Source organism: Dechloromonas sp. CZR5 (genome assembly GCF_008711155.1).
GTDB lineage: Bacteria > Pseudomonadota > Gammaproteobacteria > Burkholderiales > Rhodocyclaceae > Azonexus.
In genome coordinates this window covers 14,627-38,430 of record NZ_VUYQ01000005.1, presented here as the reverse complement: position 1 = coordinate 38,430, position 23,804 = coordinate 14,627, and the positions used below count along the sequence as shown (strand labels likewise).

General features: G+C 61.8%; 17 protein-coding genes. 5 read left to right on the top strand and 12 right to left on the bottom strand.

Annotation, left to right across the window (positions count from 1 at the left end; genetic code table 11):
• Nucleotides 1-20: 20 nt before the first annotated feature.
• The 5 genes from F1002_RS13855 to F1002_RS13835 are packed head-to-tail and all read right to left on the bottom strand — an operon-like array spanning nucleotide 21 to nucleotide 6,210.
• Nucleotides 21-1,352: an ABC transporter substrate-binding protein gene (locus tag F1002_RS13855; RefSeq protein WP_150429650.1), complete on the bottom strand. Its 1,332-nt coding sequence runs from the start codon at nucleotides 1,350-1,352 to the stop codon at nucleotides 21-23.
• Nucleotides 1,353-1,408: 56 nt separating this feature from the next.
• Nucleotides 1,409-2,485, bottom strand: coding sequence for a branched-chain amino acid ABC transporter permease (locus tag F1002_RS13850; RefSeq protein ID WP_150429649.1), 1,077 nt, complete (start codon nucleotides 2,483-2,485; stop codon nucleotides 1,409-1,411).
• An 18-nt stretch (nucleotides 2,486-2,503) separates the two neighbouring features.
• Nucleotides 2,504-3,433, bottom strand: a complete 930-nt coding sequence (locus F1002_RS13845) for a branched-chain amino acid ABC transporter permease (protein WP_150429648.1) — start codon at nucleotides 3,431-3,433, stop codon at nucleotides 2,504-2,506.
• A 12-nt stretch (nucleotides 3,434-3,445) separates the two neighbouring features.
• A complete protein-coding gene (locus F1002_RS13840) occupies nucleotides 3,446-4,228 on the bottom strand; it encodes an ABC transporter ATP-binding protein (RefSeq protein ID WP_150429647.1) in 783 nt (260 codons plus the stop codon).
• Nucleotides 4,229-4,242: 14 nt separating this feature from the next.
• Entirely contained in the window at nucleotides 4,243-6,210 is a 1,968-nt protein-coding gene (locus tag F1002_RS13835) for a long-chain fatty acid--CoA ligase (RefSeq protein ID WP_150429646.1), read from the bottom strand.
• 177 nt (nucleotides 6,211-6,387) lie between these two features.
• Here F1002_RS13835 and F1002_RS13830 point away from each other — a divergent pair, with 177 nt between their 5' ends.
• Entirely contained in the window at nucleotides 6,388-7,062 is a 675-nt protein-coding gene (locus F1002_RS13830; protein WP_150429645.1) for a Crp/Fnr family transcriptional regulator, read from the top strand.
• Between the two features lie 63 nt (nucleotides 7,063-7,125).
• Here F1002_RS13830 and F1002_RS13825 read toward each other — a convergent pair whose 3' ends face one another.
• From F1002_RS13825 to icmF, 3 genes are all read right to left on the bottom strand, one after another.
• A complete protein-coding gene (locus F1002_RS13825) occupies nucleotides 7,126-8,454 on the bottom strand; it encodes a M48 family metalloprotease (protein WP_150429644.1) in 1,329 nt (442 codons plus the stop codon).
• A 113-nt stretch (nucleotides 8,455-8,567) separates the two neighbouring features.
• Nucleotides 8,568-11,360, bottom strand: a complete 2,793-nt coding sequence (locus F1002_RS13820) for a cache domain-containing protein (RefSeq protein ID WP_150429643.1) — start codon at nucleotides 11,358-11,360, stop codon at nucleotides 8,568-8,570.
• Nucleotides 11,361-11,544: 184 nt separating this feature from the next.
• Nucleotides 11,545-14,808: a fused isobutyryl-CoA mutase/GTPase IcmF gene (gene icmF / locus F1002_RS13815; protein WP_150429642.1), complete on the bottom strand. Its 3,264-nt coding sequence runs from the start codon at nucleotides 14,806-14,808 to the stop codon at nucleotides 11,545-11,547.
• A gap of 196 nt (nucleotides 14,809-15,004) precedes the next feature.
• On the opposite strand from icmF, the gene F1002_RS13810 reads away from it, so the two are divergent.
• From F1002_RS13810 to F1002_RS13795, 4 genes are all read left to right on the top strand, one after another.
• Entirely contained in the window at nucleotides 15,005-16,018 is a 1,014-nt protein-coding gene (locus F1002_RS13810) for an AraC family transcriptional regulator (RefSeq protein WP_223879610.1), read from the top strand.
• Between the two features lie 95 nt (nucleotides 16,019-16,113).
• Nucleotides 16,114-16,944: a phosphate/phosphite/phosphonate ABC transporter substrate-binding protein gene (locus tag F1002_RS13805; protein ID WP_150429640.1), complete on the top strand. Its 831-nt coding sequence runs from the start codon at nucleotides 16,114-16,116 to the stop codon at nucleotides 16,942-16,944.
• A gap of 3 nt (nucleotides 16,945-16,947) precedes the next feature.
• Nucleotides 16,948-19,944, top strand: coding sequence for a hybrid sensor histidine kinase/response regulator (locus F1002_RS13800; RefSeq protein WP_150429639.1), 2,997 nt, complete (start codon nucleotides 16,948-16,950; stop codon nucleotides 19,942-19,944).
• 32 nt (nucleotides 19,945-19,976) lie between these two features.
• On the top strand, nucleotides 19,977-20,528 hold the full coding sequence (locus tag F1002_RS13795) for a DUF1439 domain-containing protein (protein WP_150429638.1): 552 nt from the start codon (nucleotides 19,977-19,979) through the stop codon (nucleotides 20,526-20,528).
• A 6-nt stretch (nucleotides 20,529-20,534) separates the two neighbouring features.
• On the opposite strand, the gene F1002_RS13790 is transcribed toward F1002_RS13795, so the two are convergent.
• The 4 genes from F1002_RS13790 to F1002_RS13775 all read right to left on the bottom strand — a co-directional run bounded on the left by F1002_RS13790 (nucleotide 20,535) and on the right by F1002_RS13775 (nucleotide 23,706).
• Nucleotides 20,535-21,293: a TerC family protein gene (locus F1002_RS13790; RefSeq protein WP_150429637.1), complete on the bottom strand. Its 759-nt coding sequence runs from the start codon at nucleotides 21,291-21,293 to the stop codon at nucleotides 20,535-20,537.
• A gap of 111 nt (nucleotides 21,294-21,404) precedes the next feature.
• Entirely contained in the window at nucleotides 21,405-22,157 is a 753-nt protein-coding gene (locus F1002_RS13785) for an amino acid ABC transporter ATP-binding protein (protein ID WP_150429909.1), read from the bottom strand.
• Between the two features lie 4 nt (nucleotides 22,158-22,161).
• Nucleotides 22,162-22,815 (bottom strand): amino acid ABC transporter permease, encoded by a 654-nt coding sequence (locus tag F1002_RS13780; protein ID WP_150429636.1) that lies wholly within the window; start codon nucleotides 22,813-22,815, stop codon nucleotides 22,162-22,164.
• A 93-nt stretch (nucleotides 22,816-22,908) separates the two neighbouring features.
• On the bottom strand, nucleotides 22,909-23,706 hold the full coding sequence (locus F1002_RS13775; RefSeq protein WP_150429635.1) for an amino acid ABC transporter substrate-binding protein: 798 nt from the start codon (nucleotides 23,704-23,706) through the stop codon (nucleotides 22,909-22,911).
• Between the last annotated feature and the right edge of the window lie 98 nt (nucleotides 23,707-23,804).

The following is a 23,804-nucleotide window of genomic DNA, read 5'->3' as shown; positions in this document are numbered from 1 at the left end:
CGCGGGAGCTGCGGTTCACCTTATTGCTTGCACTGTTCCGGCGTACGCGGCGTGATCTTCTTCTCTTCGGCATACTTGCGCGAAGCGTTCAGGACCATGCCGCGCAGCAGCTTCTCGTCAGCCTGGTACCAGTCGGTACCCGGAACCCACTTGGTACCGTCCCAGGTCTGGATACGAACCCACGACGAACCCATGTGGTCCAGGCAGGAAGTCTGCACCGGGCGCATGACGCCGGCGAAGCCCATGCCGTCCAGCGTCTTCTGGTCGAGATTCATGTTTTCCAGACCCCAGCGCACCTGCTCGCCGGTCATGACCTTGCCCTTGCCGTAGCGCTCCTGTGCCTTGCGCACGCCCTCGACGGCGACCATGGAGGAGATCAGGCCACGCATGTAGAGCACGGAACCAACTTCATCCTTCGGCCCGGTGCCCTGCCCCTTGGCATGCACCATCTCGAGCATGTCCTTGACCACCTTGGAGTTCGGTTCGGCCGAGTGCTGCAAGGTCAGTGCGGCATAACCCTTGGCACCCGCGCCGACGTCCTTGACATCGGGTTCGGCACCCGCCCACCAGATGCCGAGCATCTTCTCGCGGGCAAAGCCGGTGGCCTGCGCTTCCTTCAACGCGGTGGAGTTCATGACGCCCCAGCCCCAGAGCAGGACGTTGTCCGGACGTGCCTGGCGGATCTGCAGCCAGGTCGCCTTCTGCTCGACGCCCGGATGGGCGACCGGCAGCAGCATCAGCTCGAAGCCATGCAGCTTGGCGCGCTCCTGCAGGAGCGGGATGGGTTCCTTGCCGAACGGGCTGTCGTGATAGACCAGCGCGATCTTCTTGCCCTTCAACTTGTCGAGACCGCCGGCCTGCTTGGCAATGTGCTGGATGGCGACATCGGCGCCAACCCAGTAGGTGCCGAGCAGCGGGAAGTTCCAGTTGAACACCGAGCCGTCCTGCGATTCGCTGCGGCCATAGCCGGCGGTCACCAGGGGAATCTTGTCGACCGGCGCCTTGTCGGTCAGCGCGAAGGTCACGCCCGTCGACAGCGGCTGGAAGACGGTGGCACCCTTGCCCTTCAGGCGTTCGTAGCACTCGACCCCGCGGTCGGTGGCGTAGCCGAACTCACACTCCTCGAAGGAGAGCTTGACGCCGTTGACGCCGCCCCTGGCGTTCACCAGCTTGAGGTAGTCAACGTAGCCGTTGGCCCAGGGATTGCCGTTGGCGGCATAGGCACCGGTGCGATACACCAGGACCGGGAAGAACTGCTCCTTGGCCTGGGCAAAGGCCGCGGTGGATACGGTTGCCGAAGTCAGGCCGACGGCTGAAACGGCTGCAGCAAGTGCGAGAGCGCGGAATTTCATGGTTTGTCTCCTCCTGTTGATCAGGTTATGAATCGTGAAATTTTGCTGTCTCCGCGTCAGTGGGGGAAAGGCCACAGACGCAGTTTTTCCTTGGCGATCGCCCACAGGCGAGCCAGGCCGTGCGGTTCGACGATCAGGAAGAAGACGATCAACGAACCGAAGATGATCAGTTCTGCATGCGACACCGCGGCTGTCGAGATATGTAACCCGAGCAAACCGCCGAGCGCCGGCAGGAACTGGTTGAGGAAGATGGGCAGGATGACGATGAAGGCGGCACCGACGAAGCTGCCGAGAATCGAACCGAGGCCGCCGATGATGACCATGAACAGCAACTGGAAGGAACGGTCGACCGAGAAGGCCGCCGGCTCCCAGGAGCCGAGGTGCACAAAGCCCCACAGGGCGCCGGCAACGCCGACGAAGAAGGAACTGACGGCAAAGGCCGAGAGCTTGGCGTACATCGGGCGGATGCCGATGACCTCGGCGGCCACGTCCATGTCGCGGATGGCCATCCACTGGCGACCGATGGTGGCGCGCGTCATGTTCTTGGCGATCACGGCGAAGACGACGATGAATCCGAGGCAGAAGAGGTATTTTTCGGCCGGCGAGTCGATCACCCAACCGAAGACGCTGAGATCGGAGACGGAAACCGAACCCGACGACGAATCGTTGGTGAACCACTTGATGCGCAGGAAGGCCCAATCGCAAAAGAACTGCGCCGCCAGCGTGGCCACGGCCAGGTAGAGGCCGCGTACCCGCAGGCTGGGTATCCCGAACAGGATGCCCATGCCGGCCGAGGTCAGGCCGCCGAGCAGCAGCGCCCCGATCAGCGGCATGCCGTCGATACGGATCAGGAAGTTGTACGCCGCATACGCCCCAACCGCCATGAAGGCCCCTGCCCCCAGGGTGATCTGGCCGCAATAGCCGACCAGCAGGTTGACCCCGAGTGCAGCGAGCGACAGGATCAGGAAGGGAATGAGGATGGCGCGGAACATGTACTCGTCGGCCAGCATCGGCACGGCGAGGAAGGCGAAGGCAACGATACCGAGGACGAACCACTTGTCCTGGGCGATGGTGAAGATTTGCTGGTCGGCCGCGTAGGTGGTCTTGAACTGGCCGTTTTCACGATAAAGCACGTTTTTTCTCCCTGACGGTCAGACGCGGTTGATGATTTTCTCGCCGAACAAGCCTTGCGGCCGGAACAGCAGAACAACCAGGGCGAGGACATAGGCGAACCAGATTTCGATACCGCCGCCGACCATCGGTCCGATATAGACCTCGGAGAGCTTTTCGCCGACACCGATGATCAGGCCGCCGACGATGGCCCCCGGCACCGAGGTCAGACCGCCCAGGATCACCACCGGCAAGGCGCGCAGGGCAACCGTCGCCAGCGAGAACTGCACGCCCAGCTTGGAACCCCAGATGATGCCGGCGACCAGGGCGACGACACCGGCAACCAGCCAGACAATGACCCAGATGCGATTGAGCGGAATGCCGATCGACAGGGCCGCCTGGTGATCGTCCGCCACCGCGCGCAGGGCGCGGCCGACCGGCGTCTTCTGGAAGAACAGCGTGAGCAGGCCGACGAGCAGGGCGGCAATGAGGGCGGCGATGAAGTCCTCCTTGTTGATCAGGATGCCGCCTTCGAACAGATTCTCGAACATCATTACCGGCTCTTTCGGCATGCCGACGTCGATGTTGTAGATTTCGCTGCCGAAAATGGTCTGGCCGACGCCTTCGAGGACGTAGGTGATGCCGAGCGTTACCATCAGCAGGGTGGCCCCCTCCTGGTTCACCAGCTTGCGCAGCACGAAGCGCTCGACCACCCAGGCGACCAGCCACATCGTTGCGCCGGCGCCGACAAAGGCGATCAGGTTGGCGAGGAAAAGACTGTTGCCGCCGAGGGCCGCATTGGCCCACTCGGAAAAGCGTGCCATGGCCAGCGCGGCAAACAGCACCATCGCCCCCTGCGCAAAGTTGAAGACGCCGGAAGACTTGAAAATCAGTACAAAGCCGAGCGCCACCAGCGAGTACAGCATGCCGGCCATCAGGCCGCCAATCAGTGTTTCGATAAAAAATCCCATGTCGCTCTCCGCTTAGTGACCGGCGCCCAGATAGGCCTTGATGACCTCGGGGCTGGAACGCACTTCATCCGGCAGGCCGTCGCCGATCTTCTTGCCGTAGTCGAGAACGACCACGCGATCGGAAATATCCATGACCACCCCCATGTCGTGTTCGATGAGCACGATGGTGGTGCCGAACTGGTCGTTCACGTCGAGGATGAAGCGACACATGTCCTGCTTTTCCTCGACGTTCATGCCGGCCATCGGCTCGTCGAGCAACAGGATCTGCGGCTCCATGGCCAGGGCGCGACCAAGGTCGACGCGCTTCTGCAAGCCGTAGGGCAGACGACCCACGGGCGTCTTGCGGATGTGCTGGATTTCGAGGAAGTCGATGATTTCCTCGACCTTGCGCCGGTGCGCCAGCTCTTCCTTCTGCGCCGGGCCGAACCACATGGCCTGGAGCAGCATGTTGCTCTTCATCTTCAGCGTGCGGCCGGTCATGATGTTGTCGAGCACGCTCATGCCCTTGAACAGCGCGATATTCTGGAAAGTCCGCGCGATGCCGGTGCTGGCCGCCATGTGCGGCTCCATTTTCTTGCGCTCGGCACCGCGGTAGAAGATCTTGCCTTCCTGCGGGTGGTAGACGCCGTTGATGACGTTGAGCATCGAGCTCTTGCCGGCACCGTTGGGGCCAATGATGGCGCGCACTTCGTGCTCGCGGATATCGAAGGAAATGTCGGTCAGTGCCTTGACGCCACCGAAGCGCAGCGAAATGTTCTGCAGGTCGAGGATGACGTCGCCGATTTTTCTACTCATGGTTCTCTCTCCCTTCAGGCCGCTTTTTTGGCGATCGGGAAGGTCTTGACATCGATGATCCTGAGGTCGGCGGATACCTTACCGCGACGCCCGTCTTCGAACTTGACCTCGGTTTCGATGTACTGGTTGCCCTTGTCTCCGTAGAGGGCATCGATCAGTACCTTGTATTTTTCCGCGATGAAATTGCGGCGCACCTTGCGGGTGCGGGTCAGCTCGTCATCGTCGGGGTCCAGTTCCTTGTGCAGGACGAGGAAGCGATGCACCTGCGAATCGGCGACCATGGCGTCGTGGGCGAGCGAAGCGTTCACTTCCTCGATGCACGACTTGATCATCTCCAGCACCTGCGGCTTGCCGGCGAGGTCGGTGTAGCCCGAGTAGGCGATATTGCGACGTTCGGCCCAGTTGCCGACGGCGCCGACGTCGATGTTGATGAAGGCGCAGACCATGTCGCGGTCGTGGCCGAAGCAGACCGATTCCTTCACGAACTGGAAGAACTTCAGCTTGTTCTCGATGTAGTTCGGGGCAAACATCGCGCCATTCGACAGCTTGCCGACATCCTTGGCACGGTCGATGATCTTCAGGTGGCCGTCCTCGTCGAGGAAGCCGGCATCGCCGGTCAGGAAATAGCCGTCGGCATTGATCGACTCGGCGGTCGCATCCGGCCGCTTGTAGTATTCCTTGAGCAGCATCGCGCCCTTGACCAGCACTTCGCCGTTGTCGGCGATCCGGATCTCGACGCCGGGCGCCGGCGCACCGACCGTATCGGCCTTGACCTGGCCGTCCGGCTGCAGGCAGACGTAAGCACAGGTCTCGGTCTGCCCGTAGAGCTGCTTGAGGTTGATGCCGATCGAGCGATAAAAGCTGAACAGTTCGGGGCCGATGGCGGCGCCGGCGGTGTAGGCGACCTTGATCCGGCTCATGCCGAGCACGTTGCGCAGCGGGCCGTAGATCAGCAGGTTGCCCAGCCAGTACTGCAGGCGATCGCCGGAAGAAACCGGCTTGCCGTCTAGGATGTCGCCGCCGCAGCGCTTGGCGACTGCCATGAAATGATGGAACAGCCGCTGCTTGAGCTGCCCGGCGTCTTCCATGCGGATCTGCACCGAGGTCAGCAGGCTCTCGAAGACGCGCGGCGGGGCGAAATAGTAGGTCGGCCCGATTTCGCGCAGGTCGGTCATCACCGTCTCGCCGGACTCCGGGCAGTTGATGGTGAAGCCGCAGACCAGCGATTGCGCGAACGAGAACAGATGGTCGCCCACCCAGGCCATCGGCAGGTAGGAGAGGATATCCCCGTCGGCGCCCAGCTTGTCGACCTGTGCACCGCCCTGGGCCGCAGCGATGAAGGCGGCATGCGTCTGGCAGACCCCCTTCGGCTTGCCGGTCGTGCCGGAGGTGTAGAGCATCACCGAAACATCGTCATAGTGACCTTTTTCGACCTCGGCGTTCAGGAAGTCGGAATGATTGCGGTCGTGAATGCGCCCCATCTCCATCAGTTCATGCACGTCGTGCAGGAAAGGCTGGTTGTAGTGGCGCATGCCGCGCGGGTCGTCGTACACGATGTGTTCGAGCGACGGCAGCTGGTCCTTGATCTCCAGCAGCTTGTCGACCTGCTCCTGATCCTCGACGATGGCGAAGCGGACGCCGGCATCCTGCAACACGAACAGCATCTCGGCCGCCACCGCATCCTGGTAAAGCGGCACCGGCACGCCACCCAGGCACTGGGCCGCGCTCATCATCATGTAGAGATGCGGGCGGTTGTCGCCGACGATGGCCAGGTTGTCGCCGCGTTTGAAGCCCAGCGAAGCCAGGCCGCAGGCCAAGGCCCGAACGCGCTCCGCGACATCGGACCAGGTCCAGGTCTGCCAGATGCCGAGATATTTCTCGCGCATGGCCGGCGCATTGGGCCGGACCTTGGCGTGATGAAACAGCAGCCGCGGGAAGGTGTGCAAACCGTCCAGCGAATCGAAATTCACCTGCGTGGGCATTTCTCGTCTCCTCCGCCGCGACTCATCGTTCGCGGTCTAACGTTCGTTTGATTCATTGTGAGGATTGCTGGCTTACGCAAACCTTGCAACCCTCAGCCACAATCACTGAGCTTGTCCCGCAGTGTATGCACATTGCGGACGTATAATTGTCGCTCGGCAGACAATCCGGAAAATATTTTGAATAACGCTGAGGAACTGCTGCGAAGCTCCCTGTGGGGGCAGTCGCTGACCGAGCCGGAGCTGGACAAGGCGCTCTCCGGAACCACGGAACGCACTTTTGCCCCTGGCGCCTTCATCTGCATGAAGGGCGAGCCTGTCGAATACTGGATGGGCATCATCGACGGCCTGGGCAAGATGGCCAGCCACTGGACCACCGGCAAGACCACGTCGCTGACCGGCATCAGTTCGGGCGGCTGGTTTGGCGAAGGCTCCCTGCTCAAAAAGGAAACCCGCCGCTACGACGTCATGGCCCTGCGCGAGACGCGCGTCGCCTTCATGAACCGGGCAACCTTCCTGTGGCTGATGGATCACAGCATCCCCTTCAACCGCTACCTGATCGCGCAACTCAACGAACGCCTGGGCCAGTTCATCGGCATGATGGAAAACGAACGCATGCTGGACACCGACGCCCGCATCGCGCGCGGGCTGGCGGCACTGTTCAATCCCGTCCTCTACCCGGGAACCAATCGCCTGCTGCAGATTTCGCAGGAAGAGCTCGGCTATCTGGCCGGCGTTTCCCGCCAGCGCGCCAACCAGGCACTCAAGGTACTCGAGGATGCCGGGCTGGTGCGCAGCGAGTACGGCGGTATCCACATCGTCGATCTCGACGGCTTGCGCCGCTTCGGCGACTAGCTTGCCGCTCGGCAGGCGGGCGAAGCGATCCGGAACGGCCTCGGGACTACCCGGGCCGTTGCCTCATTTGACGTAACCCCAGCCCTGCAAACGGCTGTAGGCGTATTCGGCCGCCTTGCCTCGTTGGGTGCGCCGCAAATACGCCGCATACTGGTTCGCCGCATCTTGCTTGCGCCCCATCCCTTCCAGCGAGACGCCCTTGAGGAAGGTCACGCCGGCATCGCCCGGAATCAGGCGGTCGTAACGGTCGAGATGCTCGTACGCCTTGGCCGGATCCTTCTGGGCAAGCGCCAGAACGCCGACCATTTTCTGGGCCTGCGCCTCCTGCGGATAAATTTTGGTTGCCGCCTGCGCGTACTCCAGGGCCTGTGCGTCCTTGTCCTGCGCGGACAGACATTTGGCCATCAGGACATTCGCTGCATAATCGCGCGGCGTCGCCGCCAGGGCGCTGCGAAAACTGCCTTCGGCCTTGCCGAAATCCTTGCGTGACAGGGCGATCTCACCTTTCTGACAAGCCTCGATGGTCGGCTTGATACGGCGCAACGAGGCCGTACTGTCCATGAAGCGTTCGCGGCCGCTATCGCGCTGGTTGCTGGCGGCGTACTTGCCTTCGGCCATCTGCCGCGCCGTATCGCGGCGCTCGCTGCTCATCGGATGCGTCGAGAACATGGTCTGCAGCATGCCCGGCGACTCCTTCTCCTGATTGACCAACAGTTGCTGCAACCCGACCATGCCGTTCGCCGGATAACCGGCACGCACCATGTACTCCTGGCCCAAGGCATCAGCCTCGCGCTCGTTGTCGCGCGAATAGCTGGAAAGCAGCGCGCTGGCCCCGAGCTGGGTGCCGATGTCGGTCAGTCCGCCAAAGCCGGCCGCCGAACCGATGATGTTGATGCCGGTGGCCGCCACCGAGGCAACCATGGCCTGCCCCTGGCGCTGTGCGGCGTGGCGGGCATTGACGTGCCCCAGCTCATGGCCGAGCAGGCCGGCCAGCTCGGCTTCGTTGTCGAGATCGACCAGGATGCCCCGCGTCACGCCCATGGCTCCCCCGGGGAAGGTGTAGGCATTGACGTAGTTGGCGTTGAGCACGCGGTACGAATAAGGCATTTGCGGCCGGTGGGACTTGCCGTCCAGTCGCCGCCCGATTTCCGTCAGGTATTGATTGATCTGTGCATCCTGAACCGCGCCGAGATCCTGCGAGAACTGTTGCGGCGCGACTTTCTGGTCGACGGCCTTTTCCTCTTCCTCGCTCATGCCGACCAGGATCGAACCGCCTCCCACCGGCGACGAAGCACAGCCGGAGAGGGCGCTGGCGCCCAGCAGCCACAGTACCTGACGGCGGCTGATGCGGTTGCGTTGCAGGTTGGCGGCAAGATCGTCGTTGATATTCATGGGCATCCCGGGTCATCCATCTTCAGAAGATGCATTTTGCGGCAGAAATGCCAACGGAAAAAGAGCCTTTCTTCGGCTAACGGGGCAGGCCGCCTCGCCCTGCCCTGCTCCGCTCAACGCAACCACTTGAGCAAGGTCGCGTAGAGGATATCCGGCTCGACGGGCTTGCCGATATGGTCGTTCATCCCCGCCTCGACACAGACGCGGCGGTCCTCGTCGAAGGCATTGGCAGTCATCGCCAGGATGGGCAGGTTTTCCCGGCCGGGCAGCTCGCGGATGCGACGTGTTGCCTCGATACCGCCCATGACCGGCATCTGCATGTCCATCAGGACCAGGGCATAGGGCTCGTCGTCGCGCACGCGCTCCACCGCTTCCGCCCCATTGCCGGCCACCGAGACTGCCAGCCCGGCTATCTCCAGCAGTTCGCGGGCGACCTCCTGATTGATCTCGTCGTCTTCCACCAGCAGGATGCGGCGACCTGAATAGCGACGGGCGATTTCCTGTTCCGGCAAGAGACCGGCTTGCTCGACAGGCAGGGCGGAAGCACCGCAGGCTGCCTCGACACAGGCCAGCCGGGCCGTCATCCAGAAACAGCTACCGACACCTTCCTCGCTGCGGACGCCGATGTCGCCTCCCATCAGGCGGGCCAGATGACCATTGATGGCCAGCCCAAGGCCGGTGCCGCCGTATTTCCGGGTGATCGATTCATCGGCCTGCGAGAACGCCTTGAACAAGCGTGCCTGTTGATCTGGCCTGATACCGATGCCCTGATCCGCCACCTCCATGCGCAGCACGACATGACTTCCTTCGTCGGCCTCGAGACGCAGTGCCACGCGAATTTCCCCGCGCTCGGAGAATTTGACCGCGTTCCCGACAAAATTGAGCAAAGCCTGGCCCAAGTGAACGGAGTCGCCGCGCAACACCTTCGGCACATCGTCGCCAATCACGGTCCGAATCGACAATCCTTTTTCGCGTACACGTTCTCCGACCATCAGCAGGATATCGTCCACCAGATCGCGGGGAGAGAACTGGCGATCCTCCAGAACAAGACTCCCTGCCTCGATCTTCGACAAGTCGAGGATGTCGTTGATGACGCCGAGCAGGTGGTTGGCGGCGGTCGTGATCTTGTCCAGGCGTTCGCGCGCCTTGTCGTCGATCGTTTCCTTGTTCAACAGGTAGGCCATGCCAAGAATCGCATTCATCGGCGTGCGAATTTCATGACTCATGTTGGCCAGAAAAAGGCTCTTGGCCCGGCTGGCGGCCTCGGCGGCATCCTTGGCCTCGGCCAGCTCGGCGGTACGCGAGGCGACCAGCGCCTCCAGACCGTGGCGGTAAGTCTCGAGTTCAAGCTCCTGGTACTTGCGCTGCGTGATGTCGGTTGAAATACCGCACAGGGCGTAGATCGAGCCATCGGGGCGACGCAGGGGTATCTTGATCGACAGGAAGGCTTTGGTGATCTTTCCATCCTCGGAGGTATTCACCTCCTCCTCGACCACGCGTTCGCCCCCTTCGATCACGCGCCAGTCGTTTCGGCGCAGATTGTCCGCGGTCGCACGATCGAAAAACGCATAGTCGTCCTTCCCGATAATCTGTTCCAGCGGCGCGCCGAACAACTCGCACACCCGGGCGTTCGTGTATTGGTAGGCGTAGTCCGTGCCCTTGATGTAGATGAAGGCCTCAACGCTGTCGAGAATACTCCCCAGCTTGTCCTCGCTGGCACGCAAGGCTTCCTGCTGAGCCTCGTTTTGGCTGTGATAGGCCGCGAACAATCGCCTGGACCAGCGCGAAAAGGCCAGCGAGGCAACCACCCCGAGTGCCAGCGCCCCCAGGGCCGCAATCACCAGATTGAGCACCTGCGAGCCATCGAGCGTGGATTGACGGCGTACCTCTTCGGCCGCCAGTTCGCTCACCTCGTCATTGAAGATCGTCACCATGACGACCCAGTTCCACGGACGGACCTTCTCGACCAATGCCGTTTTCTGGCGGGCTTCGCCGCCCTCCTTGTACCAGAACGGATATTCGACGAAGCGCCCCCCCGGCGTTCCGGCCTGAAAGAGCTTCAGCACGCTTGTCCGGTGCGGCTCGGGAATATCGCGAACGTTGACCCCTTCGAGCAAGGTGTTCGCTGGAGACAGCAGTACCTTTCCATCGCCATCAATGACGACAAAATAGCCTTCACGCCCGAAACGGAGGGAACGGAGGCGGGCCAGTGCCTCCTGCTGCTGCATCTGCTCCCACTTGTAGAGGTAGTCGCCGGCGCCCAGCAACCAGTCATACGGCGCGAAGTAACGGACGTAGGAAAGCTTTTCCGACATCTGTTTCGGATTGTCCGGCGAATACCAGCGATAGGCCGAGAAGCCCTCGCCGCGAGGTTTGCGCGCCGCCTCGATCAGGCCGCGCATGATGTAGTGCCCGGTGTCGTCCCGGTTGTCGAGCAGCGTCTTCCCCTCCAGTTGCGGGGCGGTCGGCAGCAGGACGAACTGACCGCTCATGTCGTCGATGAAGTAGTAGCCGCGACCATCGTAGAAGCGTATCGGACGCAGGGCCTCGACGATCAGGCGCTTGACCTCGGCCGCCGGACGCCGCGCGGACTCTCGCGCATGGATCGCCTCGACACTCTGGAGTGCACTGTCGACCTTCTCCGCCAGGCTTCGTTTCAGCACGTCCTCGGTGCGCAAACGGGTGTATTCCAGAAAGCTGATGGCGCTGTCCATCTCGCCCCGCAGGCGGGCCCTGATCTTCTCGCCGGCGGCCTGCTCAACCCGCGACAACGCGGCCCGCCGCTCGGTCAGCTGTCGCCAGCTGAAAAATGCCCCCAGCCCCAAGGTGATCAGCAGAACGATGACCAACGTCCCGATCAGATGGGCACGCGGGACATTTTTTTCATTCGCGATCAGTGTTGGCAAAACATATCCTTGGAAATTGTGTGACTTTTCGGATTTTAACGCCGGGCTGATACTTTTACAGCGGTGCCCCGCCCCCGGATTGCCAGAAAAACGGCGAGGTACATAGCCTCGCCGTCTTATTGACTCCTCCTCCCTTACGGGTTCGGGTTTGCTGTTCTCCCTCTAAGGAGTCTTTCCTGCTGTTTTACATACTGCGCCGGTACTGGCCGCCCACTTCGTAGAGCGCCGAGCTGATCTGGCCCAGCGAGCAGACCTTGACCGCATCGACCAGCACGGCGAAGACGTTGCCGTCCTCGATCACGGTCTGTTTCAGCTTCTCGAGCATGGCCGGGGCAGTAGCCGCATTGCGGGCGTGGAAGGCGCGCAGACGGTTGATCTGCGACTGCTTTTCGTCATCGGTCGAGCGGGCCAGTTCGATTTCCTGCTGGGCCATGCCCTTCGGATTGAGGAAGGTATTGACGCCGATGATCGGGTACGAGCCGTCGTGCTTCTTGTGCTCGTAGTACATCGACTCTTCCTGGATCTTGCCGCGCTGGTAGCCGGTTTCCATGGCGCCGAGCACGCCGCCGCGCGAGGCGATGGCTTCGAATTCCTTGAGCACGGCTTCCTCGACCAGATCGGTCAGTTCGTCGATGACGAAGGCGCCCTGGTTCGGGTTTTCGTTCTTGGCGACGCCCCATTCGCGGTTGATGATCAGCTGGATGGCCATGGCGCGGCGCACGGATTCCTCCGTCGGCGTGGTGATCGCTTCGTCGTAGGCGTTGGTGTGCAGCGAGTTGCAGTTGTCGTAGATGGCGATCAGCGCCTGCAGCGTGGTGCGGATGTCGTTGAAGTCCATTTCCTGGGCGTGCAGCGAACGGCCCGAAGTCTGGATGTGATACTTCAGCTTCTGGCTGCGCTCGTTGGCACCGTACTTGTTCTTCATCGCCACGGCCCAGATGCGGCGGGCGACGCGGCCGATCACCGAGTATTCCGGGTCCATGCCGTTGGAGAAGAAGAACGACAGGTTCGGGGCGAAGTCGTCGATGTGCATGCCGCGCGCCAGGTAGCTTTCGACATAGGTGAAGCCGTTGGACAGCGTGAAGGCGAGCTGGCTGATCGGGTTGGCTCCGGCTTCGGCGATGTGATAACCGGAGATCGACACCGAGTAGAAGTTCTGCACCTGGTTATGGACGAAGAATTCCTGGATATCGCCCATCATCTTCAGCGCGAATTCGGTCGAGAAAATGCAGGTGTTCTGGCCCTGGTCTTCCTTGAGGATGTCGGCCTGCACGGTACCGCGCACGGACTTGAGCACCCACTCGCGGATCTTTTCGGCTTCGTCTTCGGTCGGCTGGCGGCCATTCTCTTTCTCGAACTTGGCCATCTGCTGGTCGATGGCGGTGTTGAAGAAACAGGCCAGGATGATCGGTGCCGGACCGTTGATGGTCATCGATACCGAGGTGCTCGGGGCGAGCAGGTCGAAACCGTCGTAGAGAACCTTGAGGTCGTCCAGCGTGGCAATCGAGACGCCGGAATTGCCGATCTTGCCGTAGATGTCCGGGCGCTCATCCGGGTCGCAACCATACAGCGTGACCGAGTCGAAGGCGGTGGACAGGCGATGCGCCGGCATGCCTTCGGAGACGCGCTTGAAGCGGCGGTTGGTGCGGAAAGCATCGCCTTCGCCGGCGAACATCCGGGTCGGGTCTTCACCCTCGCGCTTGAAGGCGAAGACGCCGGCAGTGTAGGGGAAGGAGCCCGGAACGTTCTCGCGCATCAGGAAGCGCAGGGTTTCGCCGTCATCGCCGAACTTGGGCAGGATGACCTTCTTGATCTTGGTGCCGGACAGCGACTCGGAAACCAGCTTGGTGCGGATTTCCTTGTCGCGAATCTTCACGACGTATTCGTCGCCGCTGTAGGCTTCTACGGTCTGCGGCCACATGTCGAGCAGCTTCCTGGCCTTCGGGTCCTGCTGGCTGTCCTTGAAGGCCTGCATTTCGTCAAAGTCAGCCACGTTCTTGTCGCAGCCGGCAAAAATCTGCTTGGCGATGCGCAGCGACTGGCGTTCGCGGGCGATCTTCACCTGCTCTTCGGTGTGGGCATGGTAGCCGCGCACGCTGTCGGCAATCTCGGCCAGGTAGCGGACGCGCTGGGCCGGCACGATGGCGCGCTGGCTGGACGACTGCTTGACGGTGACGATGGGCAGCTTGCCTTGACCAAGCTTGAGCCCCCGCTCGGTAAGGGCGGGAACCAGCGCTTGGTACAGGGCGGTTACGCCGTCGTCATTGAAGCGGGCCGCCTGCGTACCGAACACCGGCATGTCGTCGGTCGGCGTGGTGAACAATTCACGGTTGCGCTGGTACTGCTTGCGCACGTCGCGCAGCGCATCCTCGGCGCCCTTGCGGTCGAACTTGTTGATGGCAACGAAGTCGGCGAAATCGAGCATGTCGATCTTTTCCAGCTGCGATGCGGCACCGAACTCCGGCGTCATCACATACAGCGACAGATCGACGAAAGGCACGATGGCCGCGTTGCCCTGGCCGATACCGGAGGTTTCGACGACGACCAGATCGAAGCCGGCCAGCTTGCAGGCGGCAATGACCTCGGGCAGCGCGGTCGAGATTTCGCTGCCGGTGTCGCGCGTGGCCAGCGAACGCATGAAGATGTTCGGATGCTCGATGGCATTCATGCGAATACGGTCACCCAGCAGTGCGCCGCCGGTCCGCTTGCGCGACGGGTCGATGGAGACGATACCGATCTTGACGCTGTCGCCCTGGTCGAGACGGAAACGGCGCACCAGCTCGTCGGTCAGCGACGACTTGCCGGCACCGCCGGTACCGGTAATGCCGAGCACCGGCGTTTCCAGCGCGGCAGCCGCCTTGAGCAACGGCTCCTTGAGCGCCGGCGCCTCGCCGTTCTCAAGCAGCGTGATGATGCGTGACAGCAGGCGCTTGTCGCCAGCCTGCAGACCGGCCAAGGCCTGTTCGGCGGTCGGCACGCCCTGATCGGCGACATCGTAGTCGGCATGCTGCACGACTTCGTTGATCATGCCCTGCAGACCCATGTGCACGCCGTCTTCCGGGGCGTAGATGCGGGTCACGCCATAGGCGTGCAACTCCTTGATTTCCGACGGCACGATAACGCCGCCGCCACCGCCGAAGACCTTGATGTGCTCGCCGCCGTTGGCCTTGAGCAGATCGATCATGTACTTGAAGAATTCGACGTGGCCGCCCTGGTAGGAAGTGATGCAGATACCCTGCACGTCTTCCTGCAGTGCCGCATTGACGATTTCCTGCACCGAGCGGTTGTGGCCAAGGTGGATGACTTCGGAGCCGGTCGATTGCAGGATGCGGCGCATGATGTTGATCGATGCGTCATGTCCGTCGAACAGCGAGGCAGCGGTGACGAAGCGCACCTTGTTCTTGGGCTTGTACGGGGACAACTTCTTGGCTACGGACAAATCGGTCATGACGCCTGCCTCATCGAATAAGTAGGAAAGGCGTTCATGGTAGGCCGCTTTGACCGTACGGCCATTGTGGCGAATGACGATAATCGTGCAAATTCCGCCAAGGTGTTAAAGTAAGCTGACCACCACCTAGCCCTCCCAAAAAATGGTGCACCGCACGATCACAAGCTCGCCCCCCAGAACGCAAGCCACTGTCGCAATGGGATTTGTTACCGGCATGCTGGCCGGCATGACCCGCCGCCGGATCGACCCGTCGCCCCTTCTTGCGGCGCTGGATATTGATATTGCAGACACGGCCAGCCGAGTTCCCATCGATCGCTATGCAGCGCTCTACAACCGGCTTAACCGGCAGCTGGACGACGAAGCCTTCAATCTCTTCGCCCAGCCGATGCGTGTCGGCAGTTTCGAATTCCTGTGTCGCGGCTGCCTGAGTGCCCCGACCCTGGCCGAAGCGCTGGCCCGCGCCAGCCGCTTCCTGCACATCGTGCTGCCCGACCTGGCGGTGAGCGTCCGCCGCTCGCACGGCCATGCCGAACTGGTCATCGCCGAAACACGGCGGCTATCCGACAAGCCGGAAGATCCGGGGCGCATCTTCGCCTTCGAATGGCTGCTCCGCCTGCTGCACGGCCTTGCCTGCTGGCTGGCCGGACGCGGCATCGGCCTCGACAACGTGATCTTTCCCTACCGCAAGCCAGCCCACTTCGGCGACTACCCCCTGATCTTCACCGAGGACTCGCGCTTTGCGCCGACCGTGCCGGGCGGCATGGGCACGCTGGTCGCCAGCTTCAACGCCAACCTGCTCGAACTGCCCATCCGCCGCGACGAGGCGGCGCTAACCACCTTCCTCGACGGCGCCCCGGGCAAGATCACCATGCTCTACCGGCGCGACCGGGAAATGGTCATCCGCGTCCGCGACCTGCTGCGCGCCGCCCTGCCCGACACCCTGGGCCTGGACGACATCGCCGGCCGCCTGCACCTGTCGCCGCGCACCGTCCATCGCCGGCTGGAGGAAGAAGGATCAAGCTTCCGCGGCATCAAGGACGCCCTGCGCCGCGACATGGCGCTGGCCCGCCTGACCAAGACGCGGGACTCCATCGCCAAGGTTGCCGCCGATCTCGGCTATGCCGACACCTCGGCCTTCTATCGCGCCTTCGTCGAGTGGACCGGCATGGCCCCCATTCACTATCGCCGGCAATGGGCCGCAAAAAAATGACCGGTCGCGCAGGAAGCAAAAAATACCCTTAGTAATTTCAGGGTTTATGATGGATACTATATTCATCAAAATCATCAACAATGACGGAGCCCAGCATGAACCATCCGGGCTATCTGGCAAAATTCCTTGTCGTATTCGGCACGCTGCTCTCCGTGCTCTCCGCGGAAGCGACCGACACCTATAGTTTTGCCGTCGTTCCGCAGTTCGATCAACGCAAGCTGTTCACGATCTGGAAACCCATCATCGAGAACGTCAGCAAACGTACCGGCATTCAGTTGAACCTGGTTGCCACGCTCACCGTGCCCGAGTTCGAACGGGAGCTGTCGAAAGGGAGTTTCGATTTCGTCTACGCGAACCCCTACCATGTCCTGCGCGAGGAGTCCCGCCAGGGTTACATCCCGCTGGTTCGTGACAAGACACCGCTGCGCGGAATTCTGGTCGTCGCCAGGGACAGTTCGTTCAAAACCCCGGCCGACCTCGATGGCCAGCAAATGGCCATTCCCTCATTCAACGCCCTGGGGGCAAGCCTCCTGCTTCGGGCGGATCTGGCACAGCTCTTCAAGGTCAGGGTCAATCCGGTCAACGTGAAAACCCACAGCTCAGTCTATCTCTACGTCGCCAATGGCCTGATTCCGGCCGGCGGCGGCGTCGAAAAGACCCTGCAGGAGCAGGAACCGGCTGTACGCGACCTGCTGCGGGTGCTGTACGCCACCCGGGAAATGCCATCCCACCCGATCGCCGCCCATCCCCGCGTTCCCCTGAAGGTTCAACAGGCCGTCAGGCAAGCCATCATGGCGCTGGACGGCAGCGAGGAAGGGCGCAAGCTGCTGCGCGAAGTCCCTATCCAGGCAGTCGTTCCAGCCTCGATGAAGGATTACGCACCGATGCGCGACTGGGGACTGTCGAACTATTGGGTCGAACCTTAAATCATGGGACTCCGACAAAAATTTCTGCTGCCGCTGGTCCTGATCAGTATCGTTCTCGGCTGTCTGCTGCAGTTCGTCTGGATTCCGGAATCGATCCACCGTGCCGAGGACACCCATCTTCGGCTGATCGAACGGCACCTCGACAGTGTGGTCGAGAGCCTGATTCCCCTCCTCCTTTCCGGGCAGTTGGCCAATATCTACGAAAACCTCCGTGCGCTCGAACGGCGCAATGCCGAATGGCATCAGGTCAGGCTGACCAACCCGAATGGGCAACAACTCTACCCCCTCCGGCGACTGGGTTCCTCTCCGGCGGCCGAGCCGGTGTCCGGGGCATACAGACTCCTCGCCCGCCCGATTGCCCACAGTGGCACCGAACTGGGAAAACTGGAGGTGATGATCGACCTGAGCCCGTTCATTGCCGGCAACCTCGACTACCACCGGGACCTGATGCACCTGCTGCTGGCGATGCTCGCCGCATTGACCGGCATCATGGTGGCGATTCTCGAATTCACGGTCATCCGTCCCACCCATCGGTTGGCCGTCGCCGCCAGCAATCTGGCACGGAACCACTTCGAGACCCCCCTGCCGCCGGTAACCAATGACGAGATTGGGCATCTTGTCGACAATTTCGCCAGCATGCGCACCGAATTGCAGACCTCGCAAAACACCCTGGTGCGGGAGATCGATCAGCGCATCCGGGCGGCCGAAGCCCTGCGTGAACACCAGACCCGACTCGAGGAAATCGTCGGCGAACGAACCCGGGAATTGCTTACCGCCAAGGAAGAGGCCGAATCGGCCAGTCGCGCGAAGAGCGCCTTTCTCGCCAACATGAGCCACGAAATTCGTACGCCGATGAACGCCATTGTCGGCCTGACTCATCTCCTGCGAAAAGGCGCCGGCAATTCCAAGGATGCCAAGCACCTGGACAAGATCGCCATGGCGGCACACCACCTGCTCGGCATCATCAACGACATCCTGGATTTCTCGAAGATCGAAGCCGACAAGCTGATCATCGACGAAAGCGATTTCGAGTTCGAACAGCTATTCCTGCAACTCAATGCGCTGGTCAGCCCACAGGCGATGGACAAGGGGCTCGAAATCATCGACCGGGTCGACCCCGAGATTCCGTATTTCGTCTACGGGGACCGCAGCCGCATCGGTCAGATCCTGGCCAATTTCGCGAGCAATGCGGTGAAATTTACCGAGCGGGGCAGCGTCATATTCAGTGCGCGCCTGCTCTCGCGGGAAAGCAACTGCCTGCATGTCCGCTTCGAAGTCACCGACACCGGCATCGGTCTGGCCCCTGAACAACTCGGGCACCTCTTCCTTCCCTTCGAGCAGGCCGACACCTCGACAACACGAAAGTACGGCGGCACCGGCCTTGGTCTCGCCATCAGCAAACGCTTGACGGAACTGATGAACGGTCGTATCGGCGTCGACAGCGTCCAGGGGCAAGGCAGCACATTCTGGTGCGAGTTGCCGCTGCGGATCGCACGCAAAAATGACGATCGGCCACGGCGCAACAGCATGCCGGAAACGATCAACATTCTGGTCATCGATGACGACCCCAACGCTCTGGAAGCCATCAGTCACATGCTGACCGCCTACGATGCGCACGTCACCACCGCCAGTTCGGGCGAGGCCGGGTTGCAATGCATGCAGGCAGCCCTGGCCAAGGGAAATCATTTCAACCTGGTTCTGACTGACTGGGCCATGCCGGGCATGGACGGCATAGAAACCAGTCGGCGCATTCGCACAATGACCCGTAAACCGCCGCGCATCGTGCTGGTCACTGCCTACGGCCGCGAATGGCCGATGGAACGCCTGCGCGAGGCAGGCATCGTTTGCCAGATCAACAAACCGGTAACGCCGTCCGAACTTGAAGCCGCACTGCTCGAAGCACTGCTCGGCGAGCATCCACCCAGCCTCGAGCCGGAGCAACAGGACGAGACGCCGGCAGCCGGCCTCCTCCGTGGGCGCCATATCCTCCTTGCCGAAGACAATCCGATCAATCAGGAAGTCGCGCGGGAACTGCTCGAGGATGTCGGTATTCTGGTCGACATCGCCGAGGATGGTTGCCAGGCCATCAAGCTGGCAACCGCCAACGACTACGACCTGATCCTGATGGACATCCAGATGCCGATGATGGACGGCATTGAAGCCACGCGCGCCATCCGCCTGCTGCCGGAACGGACTGCGACACCCATACTGGCCATGACGGCCAACGCCTTCAACGAAGATCGCGATGCCTGTCTCGGCGCCGGCATGAACGACCATATCGCCAAGCCGATCGATCCCGCGAAGCTCTATGCGACGCTATGCCACTGGATTCGCACCCCGATACGGGCAAAGATGCCATCCGATGCTCCGCCAGCGGCGGCGTTAACCGACGAAGGGCAATTCCGCGCGCTTCTGGATCGAATCGACGAACTGGACGTTCCGGCCGGCCTTCACGTCGTATCCGGAAAACTGACGCTTTACAGACGTCTGCTCGAGTTGTACATCGCCACCCATGCTGACGACGCCCATCGGATAGCCGAGGCGCTGGACAACGGCAATCAGGAAGATGCGCGCAACATCGCCCACGCATTGAAAGGCGCATCGGCGAATATCGGCGCCACGCAGGTCAACAAGATTGCCAACGCCATCGAACTTCCGCTCAAACTGCAACAACCGGATGCGCCTTTGGTTGCGCGCCAGTTGCTGCCTTATCTGCAGTCATCGCAGGAGGCACTGACCGCCCAGCTCGACTCGCTCCTTCATGCCGAACGCCGCGAGTCCGATAGCAGCGAAAGACCCGTGGAGGCAAACAATCGTTGGGTCTTGGAAAAACTCCGTTTGCAGCTATCGACGGGGGAAATGAGCGCCCAGCGTTACGTCAGCGAACACCACGCCGCGCTGAAGGATATCCTCGGACAGGCGACGGCAAACAAGCTGGGCCAACTGATCGGCAACTTCGAATTCGAAAAGGCACTCGCCCTGCTCCCTGAGGTAGACTGAGCGGCATCTCCTCCCTCCTCGACGTTGAAGGCATGAAACTCCGCTTCACCCTGTTCGCGACAGCGCTGCTGGCCGCTGGCTCCGTCTGGAGTGCCGGGCTGCTGGAAAAGGAAATCCACTTCTCCGAGGCCGACATCCAGGCGCAGGTCGACAAAAGCGGTGGCATGCAGAAAAGCTACGGTAACGGCATGATCGTCGTCGCCTTGATCGAAGCGCCGAAAATCCACCTCGGCGAACCAGAAGGCAAGGCAAGCGTCGCAGCGCGCCTCAAGATTTCCCTGCTCGGCAACCCGCCGGTTCCGGTCGATGTGCTCGGCACTTCCGGCCTGCGCTACGACGACAACGCCAAGGCCTTCTATCTGGAAAATCCGGTCGCCAACTCGGTGCAATCGGTCGGCATCTCGCGCGAAGCCGAACCCATGGCCCGCCAGGCCATCACCCAGCTGATGACCGCCTACTTCCGCAGCAAGCCGGTCTATGTCCTGCGCGAAGACGGCTCACTGCAGGAAAAGGCGGCGCGCTGGCTGCTGCGCTCCATCCGCATCGAACCGGGGCGAGTGACGGCAGTTCTCTCCCCGGTCTGAACGACCTCAGTCGACACCCATCTCCCGCGCATACGGCTCGCGCAGGTCGACCGGCTTGACCGTCTTCTTGCGCATGCGGATGTTGAGCATCTCGACGCCGACCGAGAAGGCCATGGCAAAGTAGATGTAGCCCTTCGGTACGTGGTGGCCGAAACCGTCGGCGATCAGCACGACGCCGACAACGACCAGGAAGGACAGGGCAAGCATCTTGATCGTCGGGTGGTTGGACACGAAGTCGCCGATCGACTTGGCGAACACCATCATCAGGCCGACCGAGGCGATGACGGCGGCGATCATGACACCCACCTGGCTGACCATGCCGACAGCGGTAATGATCGAGTCGAGCGAGAAAACGAGGTCGATGACGATGATCTGGGCGATGACGCCGGCGAAGCTGGAAGCGACCTTGGCCGACTCGCTGCCCTCTTCGCCTTCCAGCAGCTGGTGCACCTCGCCGGTACTTTTCCAGATCAGGAACAGGCCACCGAGGATGAGGATGATGTCCCGCCCGGAAATGCCGTAGCCGAACAGGGTCAGCACCGGTTCGGTCAGGCCGACGATCCACGACAACACGAGCAGCAGGGCAATGCGCATGAACATCGCCAGGAACAGGCCGATCTTGCGGGCGATCTCCTGCTTTTCCTTCGGCAGCTTGTCGACCAGGATGGAGATGAAGATGATGTTGTCGATACCGAGGACCAGCTCCAGCGCAGTCAGCGTGAAGAAAGCGATCCAGATTTCGGGAGAGAGCAGAAATTCGAACATGGCGGGAATGGCCTGAATGGGAACCCGCGCATTTTATGCGGACAGGAAGCGTCCGACACAGCCTGTCCGACATAAAAAAACACTTCGAAAATCTCGAAGTGTTTTCAAGAATCAGCGCATATGGTTCAGGAAAGCCTGTGTACGCGGCTGCTGCGGATTACCGAACAGATCGCCGGGTGCGCCGGCCTCGACGATGTCGCCGCCATCCATGAACACCGTGCGGGTCGACACGTCGCGGGCGAAGGCCATTTCGTGGGTGACGACGAGCATGGTCATGTGCTCGTCGGCCAGCTGGCGCATGGTGCGCAACACTTCGCCGGTCAGTTCCGGGTCGAGCGCCGAGGTGGGTTCGTCGAACAGCATAATGTCGGGCGCCATGGCCAGGGCACGGGCGATGGCCACGCGCTGTTTCTGCCCGCCGGACAACTGCGACGGATAGGCGTCACATTTGGCGAACAGCCCGACCTTGCGCAGCAGTTCCTCGGCCACCGGCACGCTCGCTTCGCGGGACAGCCCCTTGACCGTCATCGGCGCCTCGATCAGGTTGCCGAGCACGCTCAGGTGCGGGAACAGGTTGAAGTGCTGGAAAACCATGCCCATCTTGGCGCAGATGCGGCGTGCTTCCTTGTCCGGCACATAGCGGCAGCGGCCGCTCGCATCCGTCGTCACCAGGGTTTCGCCTTCGATGACGATTTCACCGCGGTCGATGCGCTCCAGCTGGTTCAGGCAGCGCAGGAAGGTGCTCTTGCCGGAACCGGAGGGACCGATCACGGCAACGACCTCGCCCTTTCCGATTTCCAGCGAAACGCCCTTCAGGACTTCGTGATCGCCGAAGCGCTTGTGCAGGTGGGCAGCGCGGATCATCGGTTCAGTCGTCGTAGACGGCATATTTCTTCTCCAGACGCATGAAACCCCAAGTCAGCAGCAGGGTCATGACCAGATAAAACGCGCCGGCGACCACGAACGGCATGGTCGTGAAATCGCGCTGAACGATGCCGCGTGCGGCGCGCAGCAGATCGTTCATGGCCAGCACGTAGATCAGCGAGGTGTCCTTGACCAGCGTGATGGTCTCGTTGCTCATCGGCGGCAGAATGCGCTTGACCATCTGCGGCAGGATGATGCGCCGCATGGTCTGCGCCCGGCTCATGCCGAGCACCTGCGCCGCCTCGTACTGGCCGCGCCCGACCGACTGGATGCCGGCACGGAAAATCTCGGCGAAGTAGGCAGCGTAGTTGAGCACGAAGGCGACGATGGCGGCCGGGAAGTCCGGCAGGCGGATGCCGATCACCGGCACGAAGGGCAACGCGAAGTAGATGAAAAGCATCTGCAGCATCAGCGGCGTGCCGCGCATCAGCCAGACGTAGCCGGCCACCGCCGTACTCGCGGCACGGAAGCGGGAAAGCCGGATCAGCGCCAGCGCCAGCCCGAGCGGAACGGCCAGCACCAGCGTCGCGCCGAAGACCTGCAGCGTGACCGCCGTCCCCTCCAGCAGGGGACCCATGATGTTCAAGATGTAATCCATGGCCTGTCGCCAGTGAATCGGGCGACCCGCAGGCTACCCGGAAGGGCCCGGCGGAATCACCGGCCGGGCCTGCGGAGCGTGTTTGTTTGACGCTTACTTGACAATATCCTTGCCGAACCACTGGTTCGAAATACGGGCGGCCGCGCCGTCCTTCTTCATCTCGTCCATGGCCTTCTGGATCTTGCCGAGCAGTTCGGCATCGCCCTTGCGCACGCCGACACCGTATTCCTCGGTGCCGAAATGTTCGTCGAGGATGGCGTATTCGCCCGGCTTCTTGGCGGTGTAGTAGCGACCGACGACTTCATCGACGACCAGCGCATCGAGGCGGCCGGCGGTCAGGTCCATCAGGGCGGTGACGTTGTCGCCGAATTTCTTCAGTTGCTTGACGGTCTTGCCGGCCGGGTCCTTGTCGATGGCCTCGACAGCGCTGGAGCCTTCCTGCACACCGATCACCTTGCCGGCCAGATCGGCCTTGGTCTTGACGGCGGACTGGGCGGTGACGATGACGATCTGGCGGTTTTCCAGGTAAGGCGCGGTGAAGGCAATCTTTTCCTTGCGCGGTTCGGTAATGGTCAGGCCATTCCACAACACGTCGACACGCTTGCCGCCCAGTTCGGCTTCCTTGGCGTTCCAGTCGATCGGCTTGAACTCAACTTCGGCGCCAAGGCGCTTGGCGGCCTCACGGGCGAGGTCGATGTCGAAACCGACCAGCGCACCCTTTTCATCGCGGAAGCCCATCGGCGGGAAATTGTCGTCGAGGCCGACGACAATTTTGGCGACCGCAGCGGGAGCCGGCGCGGGCGCGGCAGCGGCCGGCGCTTCTTCCTTCTTGCCGCAAGCGCTCAGGGCCAGGGCGAAAACAAGGGGCAGCAGGGAAAAGGTCTTTTTCATGGGCGGTTCATCCAGTATGTGTTGGTCGGCTTGCCTGCTTCATATCGATCACGCCGCAGCGAAGCCAAAGAAGCATTTTCCCGCGATCGCCTCGGCCT